Source organism: Paenibacillus sp. J2L1-98 (genome assembly GCF_056269405.1).
In genome coordinates this window covers 361,772-376,365 of sequence record NZ_JBWDNW010000003.1, presented here as the reverse complement: position 1 = coordinate 376,365, position 14,594 = coordinate 361,772, and the positions used below count along the sequence as shown (strand labels likewise).

12 protein-coding genes are annotated in these 14,594 nt (G+C 47.6%); 2 read left to right on the top strand and 10 right to left on the bottom strand.

Going from position 1 to position 14,594, the window contains the following annotated elements; genetic code table 11:
* Positions 1–12: 12 nt before the first annotated feature.
* The 3 genes from AC0YNZ_RS10020 to AC0YNZ_RS10010 all read right to left on the bottom strand — a co-directional run bounded on the left by AC0YNZ_RS10020 (position 13) and on the right by AC0YNZ_RS10010 (position 4,734).
* Positions 13–1,470 (bottom strand): circularly permuted type 2 ATP-grasp protein, encoded by a 1,458-nt coding sequence (locus AC0YNZ_RS10020; protein ID WP_475826457.1) that lies wholly within the window; start codon positions 1,468–1,470, stop codon positions 13–15.
* A 227-nt stretch (positions 1,471–1,697) separates the two neighbouring features.
* Positions 1,698–2,588 (bottom strand): protoglobin domain-containing protein, encoded by an 891-nt coding sequence (locus AC0YNZ_RS10015; RefSeq protein ID WP_475826456.1) that lies wholly within the window; start codon positions 2,586–2,588, stop codon positions 1,698–1,700.
* A gap of 250 nt (positions 2,589–2,838) precedes the next feature.
* A complete protein-coding gene (locus AC0YNZ_RS10010) occupies positions 2,839–4,734 on the bottom strand; it encodes a PrkA family serine protein kinase (protein WP_475826455.1) in 1,896 nt (631 codons plus the stop codon).
* Between the two features lie 241 nt (positions 4,735–4,975).
* Between AC0YNZ_RS10010 and AC0YNZ_RS10005 the strand changes: the two genes are divergently transcribed.
* Entirely contained in the window at positions 4,976–5,701 is a 726-nt protein-coding gene (locus AC0YNZ_RS10005) for a DUF2161 family putative PD-(D/E)XK-type phosphodiesterase (RefSeq protein ID WP_475826454.1), read from the top strand.
* On the opposite strand, the gene AC0YNZ_RS10000 is transcribed toward AC0YNZ_RS10005, so the two are convergent.
* From AC0YNZ_RS10000 to trmL, 3 genes are all read right to left on the bottom strand, one after another.
* A complete protein-coding gene (locus AC0YNZ_RS10000) occupies positions 5,685–6,881 on the bottom strand; it encodes an aminotransferase-like domain-containing protein (RefSeq protein WP_475826453.1) in 1,197 nt (398 codons plus the stop codon). The genes AC0YNZ_RS10005 and AC0YNZ_RS10000 overlap by 17 nt on opposite strands.
* A 433-nt stretch (positions 6,882–7,314) precedes the next feature.
* On the bottom strand, positions 7,315–7,563 hold the full coding sequence (locus AC0YNZ_RS09995) for an AbrB/MazE/SpoVT family DNA-binding domain-containing protein (RefSeq protein WP_110769886.1): 249 nt from the start codon (positions 7,561–7,563) through the stop codon (positions 7,315–7,317).
* A gap of 176 nt (positions 7,564–7,739) precedes the next feature.
* The gene (gene trmL, locus AC0YNZ_RS09990; RefSeq protein WP_475826452.1) at positions 7,740–8,204 is read right to left on the bottom strand and encodes a tRNA (uridine(34)/cytosine(34)/5-carboxymethylaminomethyluridine(34)-2'-O)-methyltransferase TrmL; all 465 of its coding nucleotides are present in this window, start codon (positions 8,202–8,204) and stop codon (positions 7,740–7,742) included.
* Between the two features lie 150 nt (positions 8,205–8,354).
* Between trmL and AC0YNZ_RS09985 the strand changes: the two genes are divergently transcribed.
* Complete coding sequence (locus AC0YNZ_RS09985) at positions 8,355–9,077, top strand: response regulator transcription factor (protein ID WP_475826451.1); 723 nt, start codon at positions 8,355–8,357, stop codon at positions 9,075–9,077.
* Positions 9,078–9,206: 129 nt separating this feature from the next.
* Here the strand turns inward: AC0YNZ_RS09985 and serC are convergent, their stop codons facing one another.
* The 4 genes from serC to AC0YNZ_RS09965 all read right to left on the bottom strand — a co-directional run bounded on the left by serC (position 9,207) and on the right by AC0YNZ_RS09965 (position 14,565).
* Positions 9,207–10,292 (bottom strand): 3-phosphoserine/phosphohydroxythreonine transaminase, encoded by a 1,086-nt coding sequence (serC, locus tag AC0YNZ_RS09980; RefSeq protein WP_475826450.1) that lies wholly within the window; start codon positions 10,290–10,292, stop codon positions 9,207–9,209.
* Between the two features lie 218 nt (positions 10,293–10,510).
* On the bottom strand, positions 10,511–11,935 hold the full coding sequence (glnA, locus tag AC0YNZ_RS09975; protein WP_110769882.1) for a type I glutamate--ammonia ligase: 1,425 nt from the start codon (positions 11,933–11,935) through the stop codon (positions 10,511–10,513).
* A 322-nt stretch (positions 11,936–12,257) separates the two neighbouring features.
* A complete protein-coding gene (aroF, locus tag AC0YNZ_RS09970; RefSeq protein ID WP_475826449.1) occupies positions 12,258–13,319 on the bottom strand; it encodes a 3-deoxy-7-phosphoheptulonate synthase in 1,062 nt (353 codons plus the stop codon).
* A gap of 259 nt (positions 13,320–13,578) precedes the next feature.
* Entirely contained in the window at positions 13,579–14,565 is a 987-nt protein-coding gene (locus AC0YNZ_RS09965; RefSeq protein ID WP_475826448.1) for a 4-hydroxy-3-methylbut-2-enyl diphosphate reductase, read from the bottom strand.
* Positions 14,566–14,594: the final 29 nt, after the last annotated feature.

Sequence of the window (14,594 nt, the reverse complement as noted above, 5' to 3'; positions counted from 1 at the left end):
CCCTCCTTATAATTATCGATTAAGCACCCACGTATCCTTAACTCCGCCGCCCTGTGAAGAGTTGACGACAAGCGAACCCTCTTTCATCGCAACACGCGTTAAGCCTCCCGGAATGACATGCGTCTCCTCTCCCATTAATGCAAAAGCGCGTAAATCAATATGACGAGGCGTCATGGCTCCATCAACCATAACCGGAGCGCGTGACAGCTTCATCGTCGTCTGTGCGATATAACGCCCCGGTTCACGCTTTATAGCTTCAGCAAATGCTTGAATCTCTTTAGAGGTAGCGCTAGGTCCTATCAGCATGCCGTAACCGCCAGACAGCGAAGTTTCCTTCACAACGAGCTGATCCAAATGATCCAGCACGTAATCACGCTCTTCCTTACGCGACAAAATGTACGTAGGAACGTTGTGCAAAATGGGCTCTTCTCCCAAATAGTAACGGATCATATCCGGAACATACGCATATACTGCCTTGTCATCCGCTACTCCTGTACCCGGCGCATTCGCAATGGCTACGTTTCCGGCGCGATAAGCATTCATTAAACCCGGTACGCCCAGAACGGAATCCGGCTGAAAGGCAAGAGGATCCAGAAAATCATCATCGATGCGGCGGTAAATGACGTCGACCTGACGAAGTCCGCGCAAATCGCGCAAATAGATCTTATGGTCTTTGTACACGAGATCTCTGCCTTCAACGAGGTGGATGCCCATTTGCTGCGCTAAAAAGGTATGCTCGTAATACGCGGAATTATAAGCACCTGGCGTAAGCAGAACGATAAGCGGATCACGTTTCCCGTTAGGAGAGAGGGCGCGGAGCGAGCTTAAAAAACAATTTAAGCTGCGGTCAATACTCTGTACTGAACTCGATAAATATAAATCGTGGAACAACTCATTCATTAACGTTCTACCCTTAAAGAGGTAAGAAAAGCCTGATGGAGACCGCAAATTATCCTCCAGCACATAATAACGGCCTTTCTCGTCACGAATCAAATCAATGCCTGATGCTGTAATATATACACCGCCAGGAACATGTAGACCCGCCATTTCCGGACGGAAATAAGTATTTGAAACGATCATCTTCCGGGGAATGATGCCGTCAGCCACAATTCGCTGTCCGTGATAAACGTCATGGACGAAAGCGTTCAAAGCACGAATCCGCTGTCGCACGCCCCGATCTACCCCCTCCCATTCATGCCTCGGAATAACGCGGGGAATAAAATCGAACGGAATCGTTCGCTCGAGGGGTTCATTTTGAGCTCCGCTGTACAGCGTGAACGTAATACCCTCCTCCATCATTCTTTGGTTAATGGCATTTTGACGGATTGCAAGCTCTGCCGGTTTCATTCTTCCGAATACACGATGAACAGTGTCATAGTGAGCGCGAACAGACAAGTCCTTGTCGAACATTTCATCGTAAAATGTTTGTGAATCGTAATATTGCGTTTGTGACTGTTTGGCCGTCGACATGACAACCGCCTCCTCCATGATGGGCGCTGCACCAATTTAGTACAAGTTGGTTAAACATTTGATCATTTATGTTATATTCATGTCAAAAAACTTAACAATTATAACTGGAATGCATCTTAATGTTAGGAATATCATACTAAAATCTGAATATTGTGTCAACTTATATAACATGAAAGCAGGAACCCTCACCTGAGAGAATTCCTGCTTTTTCTAAGCTGCGTTTTATTCTAGGATTGATTTAATTGCTGTAAATCCTTCGTAACCTTATCGACCATTTGAACGAACGATGCAAGCTCCTGCGAGCGGGCAGCCTGGTTTCGCGCTTCGACCGATGTTTGCTCTGATTCATGACGTACGGCGGACAGCTTCTTGTCAATCTCATCAAGCTTCGACTGTATCCCTTCAAGCGCATTTCGCGAGGAGGCGGCAAGCTTGCGCACTTCATTCGCAACAACCTCGAAGCCCCGCCCATTTTCTCCAGCTCTAGCCGCTTCGATCGCGGCATTAAGCCCAAGCAGATGCGTCTGATCCGACAATCCGCGAATTAATGTGCCCATGTCATTAATACCGTCAAGCTCCTCACGAAGCTCTCCTAATAGTGTATGCGTCTTATCCTGGGATTGCGAGGTTGAAATCGCGGTAGCCGCAATAGATTGAGCACCCTCGTCCAATTCGAACATAAGTGAAGCCAGCTCCTGCACCGCGCTCGTAACAGTTGCCAGCATCGCCCGACGGTTGTCCGCAAGATCCTGAATTTTCTGCTGCTCATGCCGGTTGTAGGCTTCAAGCACGAATTGCGAATCCAGATTAAACAATTTCGTCAAAGCATGTACCACTTCCTGCCACCCGTCAGGAAGAACTCTCTGAAGCACATTCGTCGAAATGTCCAGATATGTCATATATGTACCCAAATACCAATCGGTCGTTAATCCGATTCGTGAATGGACGGCGCCTATCTTTATACGATTCTCAATATAAGCTTGATCGATTACCCCTTCGGTAAGCGACATGTAGTACCAGCGCTGTGTTTCCTTCAGCCGTTCAATGGTGCTTACATTCGAAATAATCGCAACTAATTCCGGCTGCTGGCCGACACTGTCATAAAATCTGTCTACCACTTCACCGACAATCCGCTGAAAAATAGGCTCTGCTCTGTGATGCCCGTGTATTCAAGCTGTCTCTTGCGTTCTGCTGATACTTTAATCAAATAGTCCGACTCCTTCAGTGTATAGTAGACAACTATCACCTATTATATCGGAAAACATACATGAAACAGTATTGACATACAAAATCTTTTTAAACCCCGGAGCAGTAAGAAAAGCCGATAGACATTTGTCTATCAGCTTTTCTCCTGTCCATGCAGACAAATTAACGGTTCAGCAGACTTCCTACATAACGCAGCAGTTCATTCGAGCATACTTTGCAGTAACCATGCTCATCCATAAGCCGCTTCGTCACTTCATTTATCCGCTTCAATTGGCTCTCATCCGGCGTCTTGGTGGAAGTCGTAATTTTGACGATATCCTTCAGGTCGGCGAACAGCTTTTTCTCTACAGCCTCACGCAAACGCTCGTGACTCGTAAAATCGAACTTTTTCCCTTTTCGTGAATACGACGAAATGCGGATCAGTATCTCTTCGCGGAATGCTTTTTTCGCATTTTCGGAAACGCCGATTTGCTCCTCAATCGAACGCATTAAGCGCTCGTCTGGATCCATCTCCTCCCCGGTTAACGGATCTTTGATTTTGGCCCAGTTGCAATAAGATTCAATGTTATCCAGGTAGTTTTCAAACAAGGTGCGGGCAGACTCCTCATAGGAATATACAAATGCCTTCTGGATTTCCTTCTTCGCCAGCAGATCGTATTCTTTGCGCGCGACCGAGATGAAATTTAAGTACCGCTCACGCTCTTCCTTCGTGATAGAAGGATGGTGATCCAGTCCTTCCTTGAGGGCACGCAGCACGTCAAGCGCATTGATGCATTGTGTATCCTGCTTAATCAGCGCACTGGAGATTCGGTTAATAACGTAGCGCGGATCAATGCCCGTCATGCCTTCCTCCAGGTATTCATTTTGCATCTCCTTCAAATCCGCTTCCTTGAAGCCTTCTACTTCCTCGCCGTCGTACATCCGCATCTTCTTCACTAAGTCCATGCCTTGCTTCTTTGTTTCCTTAAGCCTTGTCAGGATCGAGAAGATAGCAGCCGCACGCAGCGCGTGAGGGGCAATATGAATATGGCGCATGTCGCTTTGAGCGATAAGCTTCTTATAGATCTTTTCTTCATCCGTAACCCTCAAATTGTAAGGAATCGGCATGACGATCATTCTGGAATGCAGCGCCTCGTTTTTCTTGTTGCTGATAAACGATTTGTACTCCGATTCATTCGTATGCGCAATAATGAGCTCATCGGCGCTTATTAAAGCGAAGCGGCCAGCCTTAAAGTTGCCCTCCTGCGTCAGCGAGAGCAGATTCCACAAAAATTTCTCATCGCATTTCAGCATCTCTTGAAACTCCATCAGTCCGCGATTCGCTTTGTTAAGCTCACCGTCAAACCGATAGGCGCGCGGATCGGATTCGGAACCGTACTCTGTTATAGTTGAAAAATCGATGCTTCCCGTAAGATCGGCTATATCCTGCGATTTCGGGTCGGATGGACTGAACGTGCCGATTCCGACGCGGTTATCCTCCGAAATAAACACACGCTCAACGAGTACGTTTTCAATATCGCCATAGTATTCCGTCTGCAGCCTCATTTGGCACGAAGGACAAAGGTTTCCTTCAATTCGGACAGCGAGCTCCTTCTCAATATCAGAGCGAAGCTCATGGGGGATAAGATGCAGCGGATCCTCGTGCATCGGGCAGCCTTTAATCGCATAAACGGCTCCACGTTCGGTTCTGGAGAAACGCTCAAGCCCTTTTTTGAGCATCGTGACAATGGTTGACTTCCCTCCGCTAACAGGCCCCATCAATAACAATATCCGTTTTCGAACCTCAAGCCTGCGAGCCGAAGAATGGAAGTACTCCTCAACCAGCTTCTCCACCGCACGATCCAAACCAAAAATTTCTTGATCAAAAAATTTATACTGCTTGTGACCTCCTACGTCTTCTACCCCGTGAGATTCAATCATTTCATAAACGCGTGAATGTGCAGTCATGGCCGGGGACGGGTCCTTCCCGAGCAATTCAATATACTCCTTGAATGTTCCTGTCCATGCGAGCTTCTCGCTCTCAGCCTGATACTCCGATATTCGCTTGAAAATGTCCATACCGTGCCTCCTCCCATCGCTTCCGCATTCCATTAATCGTTCTACGCCCGGGATTTGTCTCTAGACGCTCTATCAAGTGGTGCTAACTTTTATTGAGGTATTACATTCCTATGCTTATTCAGGGAGATAATTGCACACTATTTTTGTCCTTCATCCATCAAAATACGACAAGCTCACAAAATCCTTTGCTATAATGGGGGCATAAGCTTCGTTAGGACCGATTGGAGAGGAGAAACTAAACGTGGCAGTTGTACGCGAAGAAGAGCTTTACAATCCTATAAAAAAGTACTACGAGCAGCTTGGCTTTACTGTAAAAAGCGAGGTGCTTCATTGCGATTTGGTCGCAGTTCATCCAGACAGCGCCGAGACGATAATTGTCGAAATGAAAAAAACGTTCAACCTCGCCTTGCTTTTGCAAGGGGTTGAACGTCTGCGTTTGAATAGCCAAGTCGTGCTTGCCGTTGAACGGAACCGAAAGAAAAGCGGCGCCCATAACCAGCGCTTCGGTGATTTGACTGAGCTTTGCCGGATGCTGGGCCTTGGGTTCATGACCGTTACGTTCTATAAAACAAAGCCGCCGGTCATCGAGCTGCTCTGCCAGCCGGGCGATCCGCCTCAGCGTGGCGTTAGGCGCAAGAAGCAGGCGCAGCTGCTCACCGAATTCAGAGAGCGCAGCGGCGATTATAACGTCGGCGGCAGCACCGGGCGCAAGCTCGTTACCGCCTACCGCGAGAAGGCGCTCCGCTGCGCCTACGCTCTTCATACATCAGGTCCGCTGGCTCCAAGTCAGGTGGCCTCCATTACTGGATACAGACGCAGCGGCGAAACGCTGCGCAACAATTATTACGGCTGGTTCGATCGTATCGCCCGGGGTAAATACAGCCTTCGTCCGGAAGGCGCGGCTGCATTATCCGAATACGGCAATGTGATAGCCGAATGGGTCTCGTCCGTCAGCTCCGCGCCGTAAATTCGCCAAGCGCCTCTACGAAGCGCTCAACGCCTTGCTTTGTACGCGCTCCTGTATTGTACGTATAGTTCAGTCTGGCGGTGTTGCGCTGCGGATTATCGGCATAGAACGAGCTGCCCGGCACGAACGCAACCCCCTTCTGGACCGCACACCGAAGGAGCGCCTCTGCGTCAAGACCGTCAGGCAGCTCTAGCCATAGGAACATGCCGCCTTTCGGCTTCACCCACGTGACATCCCTCAGACCCTGCCTCTTCAGAAGCTCATGCATTTCAAGCATCCGCTCACCGTATGATTTGGAAATAAGCCGTATATGATCATCCAGTTTAAAGCCTGAAAGCAGCTGGCTCAAAATTTGCTGATCGATCGCGCTCGAATGGAGGTCAGCCGCTTGCTTAGCTTTTGCCACCATTCCGATTACGCTGCTATCCCCGATTGCCCATCCCGTTCGAAGTGCAGGCGCTACCGTTTTGGAGAATGTGCTTGTATAGAAGACGGTTCCGCGCTCCACTTGACCATCAAGCGCCAGCAGCGTCGGGAATTGCTCGTTATCATCGAATTTAATATCCCCATAGGGATCATCTTCTATGATTGGCATTTGATTTTGTTTGCACAGGGCGAGCAGTTTCTTCCTCCGCTCCACGCTCCATACACGACCCGTCGGATTTCCAAACGTCGGCACCGCATAGAGCAGCTTCGGACGATGCTCGCGAATGAGCCGCTCCGCATCCTCAGGAATAATACCATTCTCGTCGCTCTCCGCCGCTATCACCTTTAATCCATGCAGCGCGAACACCTGCAGGCTTGCCAAGTAAGTGGGCTTCTCGACCAGCACGGCGTCTCCAGGCTCCGTAAGTACGCCAATCAGCAAATCTATCGCTTGCTGCGAGCCTGTCGTCAAAATCATTTGTTCCGGGTTTACATGCATTTGCTTGGCCGCCATCCGCTCACAAAGCTGCTCACGCAGCGGCAAGTACCCTTCCGTTAAGCCGTATTGCAAAGCGCTTGCTCCTGCCGCAAAAACGCGGTCAGCCGCTTCACGCACCGCCTGTACCGGGAAAAGCTCCTCTGCGGGTAGACCTCCGGCAAACGAGATCATATCTTTCCCTTGCGTCAGCTTCAAAATATCTCTGACTGCTGACGACTTTAGCTGTGATACTCTGGATGAAAAACGATAATTCATATTGTATGCTCCTCCTTGCAAGCTTAAAGGCTCGCTATGCTCATACTCTCTATGTTAACAATGTGTTCACAACTTTTAAAGTTTTCTTTTTAGCTGACGTTGGTTATAATAAAGACAGCATGCTTGGAGGTGTCCCACAGATGAACTTTATTATTGTCATGACTGTGTTAGCATTGTTCATTACGGCGATGTTGACCAGCTCCTACAATGAAGACAAAACAAAAGGACTATAAGCCTGCTAGTTAGAGCTTATGGCAAGCGTAGACGACTCCAGCCCAGCATTTGGCATCTATTCGTTACGCTATGAAATATAAGGCAGTATAAGTTTGAAGCTTATACTGCCTTATATTTTCAAACAAAGGAAGCTTCCCGTTGAGCGCATGCGCTCAACACGGGAAGCTTCTTTTCGTTAAAATAGCAGACCAAACGATAGTTAGCTTGGCAGCTCTGCCATTTCTTCCATACATACGCTACAAACGTAGCGATCTTTGAAATCACGAACTTCAACCATAGAACCGCAAAAAACGCATTTTGGACGGTAACGCTCCAAAATAATATGGTCACCTTGGACGAAAATTTCAACGGGATCGCCCTCGTTCATCAAATAACGTTTACGTAATGATTTTGGAAGTACAATTCGGCCGAGTTGGTCCACTTTCCTTACTACACCTGCTGGTTTCATCACTTTCACCTCTTCTGTGTCTGGTTTCGCAAGTCATCTCTGAGAAACCTCTGCGTATAGTGTTTCGATGGTACTTCGGCTTTTCCTTCCTAATTTCATAATTTCTTAATATCCTGCAATAAATCTTCATTTTCAGACAAATAAATTCCATAAAATTACAAATACTGTAACTTTTCTTAATCAAGTCCTGGAAAATCATTTTGTCTAAGCGCTTCATACACGATGATTGCTGCAGAATTGGACAAATTAAGTGATCGCACTGTATTTGTCATCGGCATTCGAATACAGGTTTCCAAATTCGCATCTATAAGCTCCTGCGGCAACCCTTTCGTTTCTTTGCCAAATACGAAGAAATCGCCATCCCGGTATTTGAATTGTGAATACTGCTTAGTCGCTTTTGTACTCGCATAGAAAAAACGACCTTCCGGATAGCTGGCAAGCACCTCTTCGAAGGAATCATGATACTCAATATGAACCGAATGCCAGTAATCAAGTCCCGCCCTCTTCAAGGTACGGTCATCCGTATCAAAACCAAGCGGTCTTACTAAATGCAAATGCGTGCCGGTTGCAGCACAGGTACGTGAAATGTTGCCTGTGTTTGCCGGAATTTCCGGTTCTACCAATACGATATGAAATGGCATAGCTGTCTATCTCACCTCTCATTTTGCCTATTATACACGAAAACGCTCAATATTTTTACACCCACTTTACGTACCGTTAATCTCAAGCATAATTTCCACCTTCATAATAGGAATCATAAGAGGCGGAAACACATGGAGGAGAGCTGAACAATGCGAAAAAAGATTTTGGTCGTGGATGATGAGCCATCAATTTCGATGTTGATTGAATTTAATTTAAAGCTGGCAGGCTATGATGTGCGTTGCGTTGGTGATGGTGAAGCTGTATTCGACATGCTAAAGCCTTTTCGTCCTGATTTAATTGTTCTAGACCTCATGCTGCCAAAAATGGACGGGATTCAAGTTTGCCGCGAGCTGCGCAAGCAAAGCAATGCAGTACCGATCGTAATGCTCACCGCGCTTCAAGACGTGACAGATAAAATAGCCGGACTCGATAATGGAGCCGATGATTATATGACGAAGCCTTTTAGCCCGCAAGAGCTTGTGTCTCGCATTCAAGCCATCCTGCGCCGCGTTCAATCGCTGCCTGGCATCGCAGACGATACCGCCTTCGACATCGGCCGTTTGAACGTCAGGGTCGAACAGCGCGAAGTATTCATCGAAGGCAAGCCCGTTGAGCTGACGCCAAAGGAATTCGAACTGCTATTGTTCCTCTGCCGTCACAAAGGGAAAGTGCTCAGCCGCCAGCAGCTGCTGCACGGGGTTTGGGATTATCATTTCCTTGGCGATACCCGAATCGTCGACGTGCATATCAGCCATCTGCGTGACAAAATCGAGAAAAACGCACGCACACCTGAATACATCATGACCGTGCGCAATGTTGGTTACAAGCTTAATGGACCTCATGCAGCCGAGAGCTCAGTTGCGCAAGCATAGATGCCTTACAGCTCAAACGAATATATTCATGCATTTCAACAAACGAAAACCGCCCTGCCCTTCATTTTCAGAAGGTGAGGGCGGTTTTTTCTACCCCTGCTATTTCATTGAAAAGGGGCAAATGGCTTATTAACCGTTCCGTTTTTGGAAATCGATCATGAACTGCGCAAGCGCCTGGCAGCTTTCCAGCGGCACAGCGTTATAGGTTGAAGCCCGCAGACCGCCGACATCGCGATGTCCCTTCAAGCCTACGAAACCTTCCTTCTCCGATTCTTTAATGAACAGCTTCTCCAGCTCTTCGCTGTGAATGCGGAATGTAATGTTCATGTTAGAACGGCTTTGAAGCTGCGCACAGCCCAGGTAGAAGCCGCTGCTTTGATCGATTGCGTCATAGATGAACTTCGTTTTGTCCCGGTTGTATTGCTCAAGCTGAGCAACTCCGCCTTTGTTTTTGATCCATTGAAGCACCAGATTCACCATGTATACCGAGAAAGACGGCGGCGTGTTATAGAGCGAGCTGCTCTTCGCATGCGTTTCGTAACGGAACATGGCCGGAATTGTTTTCGGGCTTTCTTTGACTAGATCGTCACGGATGATGACAACGGTAACCCCCGATGGTCCCAGGTTTTTTTGAGCGCCCGCATAAATAACGCCGAATTTGCTTACGTCAATAGGTCTGCTCAAGATGTCGCTGGACATATCGGCGATAAGCGGTATATCGCCGGTATCCGGGAACTCATTGAATTGCGTTCCGCCGATCGTTTCATTCGAAGTAAGGTGAAGATAGGAAGCGTTGCTTGGAACTTCAATTTCGGACATTGTCGGCATACGCATAAACTTGTCGGATTCCGTCGAAGCAGCTATTACCGTTTCTCCGACAAGTTTCGCTTCTTTCAGCGCTTTTTCAGCCCAAGCTCCTGTCATGACGTAAGCACCCGGTTTACCAGGACGAAGCAGGTTTAGCGGAAGCATTGCAAATTGTGTGCTTGCGCCGCCTTGCAATAAAAGCACATGATAATTGTCGGGAATGCCGAACAGTTCGCGAAGCAAGGCTTGCGATTCATTGTTTACCTGCTCGTACAATGCGCTCCGGTGAGACATTTCCATAATGGACATCCCAGCACCCTTATAATCGACAAATTGCTCCTGTGCTTGCTTCAGTACCTCAAGTGGTATTGCGGCTGGTCCTGCATTAAAATTAAACGCTCTAGTCATCTTCGGATACCCACCTCTGTTTCTTTATATATGATATGGTTATGATAGCAATTTTGAAGAGCCGCATCAAGTGTATTCCACATTTTCAAAAAACAAAAAGTCGAACGTATGTCGAATTGCTGACAACAAACATTCGGTTTTTATTCATAATTCCTTCACAATCAATAAAAAAAACGGGTCCTGTAAGGACCCGTTTCGTATAAATCCTAACGATTGGATTAGCAATCGTAGTAAAGGCTGAACTCATGCGGATGAATACGGATTGCAACTGCTTTAGCTTCTTGACGTTTGATTGCTACATAGTTCTCGATAAACTCTTTCGTGAACACGCCGCTTTCAGTCAAGAAATCGGAATCAGCTTCAAGAGCGCTAAGCGCTTCGTCAAGCGTTCCAGGAACGCTGCGAATTTCTTTTTTCTCTTCTTCAGGCAATTCGTAAATGTTTTTGTCGAAAGGACCGTAGCCAAGAGCAACCGGATCAAGTTTACGCTTGATGCCGTCCAAACCAGCAAGCAGCATCGCTGCAAATGCAAGGTAAGGGTTAGCAGTGTTATCCGGTGTACGGAACTCAATACGGCAACCTTTAGGCGTTACAGCTGCAATCGGAATACGGATCGCTGCAGAACGGTTACCTTTGGAGAATACAAGGTTAACTGGCGCTTCATAACCAGGCACCAAACGTTTGAACGAGTTCGTGCTTGGGTTAGTGATAGCGATCAAAGCCGGTGCGTGGTAAAGCACGCCGCCGATGTAGTGCATAGCCAATTCGCTAAGGTTTGCATACGCGCCTTTGTCGTAGAACATAGGCTCGTCGCCGTTGAAGATAGAAGTATGAACGTGCATACCGCTACCATTGTCACCAAATAGTGGCTTCGGCATGAAAGTAGCCGTTTTGCCATATTGGCGAGCAGTGTTATGAATGATATATTTGAATTTCATCAGGTTGTCAGCTGTTTTTGTCAACGTGTCGAAACGGAAGTTAATTTCCGCTTGACCAGCTGTTGCAACTTCATGGTGATGACGTTCAACGCGAAGGCCCGATTCTTGCAAGAGGCGAACCATTTCGCTACGGATGTCTTGTTGGGAGTCAACCGGAGCTACTGGAACGTAACCGCCTTTAACTGGTACTTTAGAACCAAGGTTTCCGCCTTCTTCTTTACGGTTCGTGTTCCAGCCAGCTTCCTCGGATTCAACCACGTAAGAAGAAGCGTTCATTGAGCTTTCATAGCGAACTTCGTCGAAAATGAAGAACTCAGGCTCAGGTGCGAAAAATGCTGTCGTACCGATGCCAGTTGTTTGAAGATATTCTTCAGCCTTTTGAGCGATGCTGCGCGGATCGCGGTCATAGCGTTCGCCTTCAGGTGTATGGATATTACACATAACGTTCAGTGTAGGGTGATCAGTGAAAGGGTCGATAAATACAGACTCAGTGTCTGGGATCATAACCATATCGGAATTCTCGATACCACGGAAACCGTGGATGGAAGAACCGTCAAACGCTACCCCATTTACAAAAGTATCAGCGTCAACCTCAGCTGCAGGCAGAGTGATGTGGTGTGCATGACCAAGAAGGTCCACGAAGCGGAAATCGACAAACTGAATGCTGTTTTCTTTAATATTGTCCAAAACATTTTGAACTGACATTAATAATTTCCTCCATTTCCGAACATTAGCGTAGTGTTGAACAGGTATTGTTCAATTATTGCTCCAAATCCATGACGTTATTATAAAACTAGCCTTCAAGCTCCGTCAATAGCTATGTAAGGTATTTTTTGCGGGTATGTGAGCTATACTTACAAGTTTGTACAGTTGTTCACAATTACTCCTTAATAGGTAATGAAAAGCCCCGCAGCCCTTGAATAATGTAGTCTTTACAGCTTTCTGCAAATATATAATTGTAAAAAATCACAAGCATAAAAAAAAGCTTTGCCATCGCAGGATGACAAAGCTTTTTTCGCTTGCTGGATTAGATTTTCCATTCCTTAAAGGCTTCTGCAGGCGCTTTAGGCGTATCGAATTGTTTGCCAACAATCGGAGCAAGCTGCTCCAGATCCTTCAAAAGATTAGCGAATTGATCCGGGAATAGCGATTGTACGCCGTCGCCGGTCATCGAGTTGTCCGGATCGGTATGCATTTCTACGATCAACCCGTTCGCTCCCGCAGCTACAGATGCTTTGGACATTGGCTCTACCAGCTCGCGGCGGCCTGTGCCGTGGCTCGGATCAGAAATAACCGGCAGATGGCTGAGCGATTGAAGCACTGGAATAGCCGACAAATCGAGCGTGTTGCGCGTGTAAGTCTCGAACGTTCGGATTCCGCGCTCGCAAAGCATAACATTCGGATTGCCGCCTGCCAGAATGTATTCAGCAGCATTCAAAAACTCATCATAGGTTGAGCTGAATCCGCGCTTCAGAAGCACTGGCGTTTGAATCGTGCCCAGCTTGCGAAGCAAGTCAAAGTTCTGCATGTTGCGTGTACCGACTTGAAGGATGTCGGCATATTCCGCGCAAACGTCCACATACTCCGGCGTCATGACCTCCGTAATCGTCAGAAGCCCGTGCTTCCTGCCTGCTTCCGCCATCATGACGAGACCTTCAACACCTACACCTTGGAAGCTGTAAGGCCCTGTACGAGGCTTGAACGCGCCGCCGCGAAGCACTTGGCCGCCGGCCGCTTTAACTAGACGGGCGATCTCATCGATTTGTTCCGGAGTCTCAACCGCACACGGGCCGCCCATAATCACGAGGTTGCTTCCGCCGATTTTCACACCTTTAATATCGATAACTGTATCGTCGGGATGGAAGTCGCGGCTTGCAAGCTTGTAGGACTTCGAAATTTTGATAACATTTTCTACACCCTTCATCTGACGCAAATGCTCAGCAAGCGTTGGCGCGGCTTGTCCGATGATTCCGATAACGGTACGGTCGGTACCTCTTGACACATGCGCCTGTACGCCGGCTCTTTCAATATGGGCAACAATTTCAGTAATGCGTTCTTCAGCAATGTTTGAATTAGTAATAACGATCATGGGGATCACTCCTTGAAATTTTTGTAAAAGTAAAGCTTACTTCGTAAGTTTTCGCTTGATTTTGTATTCGCACTTCAACGCTTATACGCTTTATAGCTTTTATGCTTCGTAGCTTCTACGCTTTTAATCACTAAAGTAAATATACAAGAGAAGAGCCTATCCGTCAACCCATCACATGAAAAAAAATGAGGAAAAACTTACTCGCCGTGCAAACCGCCTCACGGAGAATACGTTCCGCCTCACTTTTGGGGTAAACGATTTATTCAGTCTTCTCTGCTGTTGCCGTTGCGGAATCCGTATTTGTTGACTTAATCCGGACGTTAGGAAGCAGCTTATTCATATTCACGGTACGACGGATTTCCCATGTATCCGGATTGTTATGATCATATTGCTCCAGGTATGTGATTACCTCTTTAGTCAGCGGCGTCGGGGTAGAAGCGCCGGACGTAACGGCAACACGGTCAACACCTTTGAGCCACTCCTGCTCGATCTCAGACACATCGGATACCCGGTAGGCTTTAACACCGGCAATTTCCTCGGACACCTGGGCAAGGCGGTTGGAGTTGTTGCTTCTTGGATCTCCGACGACGATACACAGCTGCGCTTCGCCAGCCTGCTCCGCAACCGCTTCCTGCCGGACCTGCGTGGCCATGCAGATCTCGTTATGAACCTCCGCTGCAGGATAGCGCACAAGTAGCCGGCTAATAATATGGCGAATATCCCATTGCGACATCGTCGTTTGGTTCGTTATGATGATGCGCCCTTCCGGTATGTTAAGTGAAGCGATCTCCTCTTCACGCTCGATAAGATGCACCTGCTCTGGCGCAACTCCAATTGCGCCCTCCGGCTCGGGATGACCCTTCTTGCCAATATAAATAATATGATATCCATCCGCCGACTTCTCCCGGATTAAATCATGTGTTCTCGTAACATCCGGACAAGTTGCATCAACGACAGACAATCCTTTTTCACGGGCGCGCTGACGAACCTCCGGCGATACGCCATGCGCAGTGAAAATGACAGTGCCGCTGTCAATTTGATCCAAAATATCGAGACGATTAGCGCCATCAAGCGTAATGACGCCCTCCTGCTCGAATGCTTCCGTTACATGCGCATTATGGACGATCATGCCTAATATATAGATGGGCCGCGGCAGCTCCAAATTTTTGGCTGTCTGCAAAGCCAGCACCATCGCATCAACGACGCCATAGCAATAGCCGCGCGGTGATATTCTAACAATTTCCATTACTTGCACCTGCTTTCTGACCGGATATG

Coding starts and splice junctions, on each gene's coding strand:
- AC0YNZ_RS10020 (WP_475826457.1), bottom strand. CDS start 1,470: ATGTCGACGGCCAAACAGTCACAAACGCAATATTACGATTCACAAACA.
- AC0YNZ_RS10010 (WP_475826455.1), bottom strand. CDS start 4,734: ATGGACATTTTCAAGCGAATATCGGAGTATCAGGCTGAGAGCGAGAAG.
- AC0YNZ_RS10000 (WP_475826453.1), bottom strand. CDS start 6,881: ATGAATTATCGTTTTTCATCCAGAGTATCACAGCTAAAGTCGTCAGCA.
- AC0YNZ_RS09995 (WP_110769886.1), bottom strand. CDS start 7,563: ATGAAACCAGCAGGTGTAGTAAGGAAAGTGGACCAACTCGGCCGAATT.
- trmL (WP_475826452.1), bottom strand. CDS start 8,204: ATGCCATTTCATATCGTATTGGTAGAACCGGAAATTCCGGCAAACACA.
- AC0YNZ_RS09985 (WP_475826451.1), top strand. CDS start 8,355: ATGCGAAAAAAGATTTTGGTCGTGGATGATGAGCCATCAATTTCGATG.
- serC (WP_475826450.1), bottom strand. CDS start 10,292: ATGACTAGAGCGTTTAATTTTAATGCAGGACCAGCCGCAATACCACTT.
- glnA (WP_110769882.1), bottom strand. CDS start 11,935: ATGTCAGTTCAAAATGTTTTGGACAATATTAAAGAAAACAGCATTCAG.
- aroF (WP_475826449.1), bottom strand. CDS start 13,319: ATGATCGTTATTACTAATTCAAACATTGCTGAAGAACGCATTACTGAA.
- AC0YNZ_RS09965 (WP_475826448.1), bottom strand. CDS start 14,565: ATGGAAATTGTTAGAATATCACCGCGCGGCTATTGCTATGGCGTCGTT.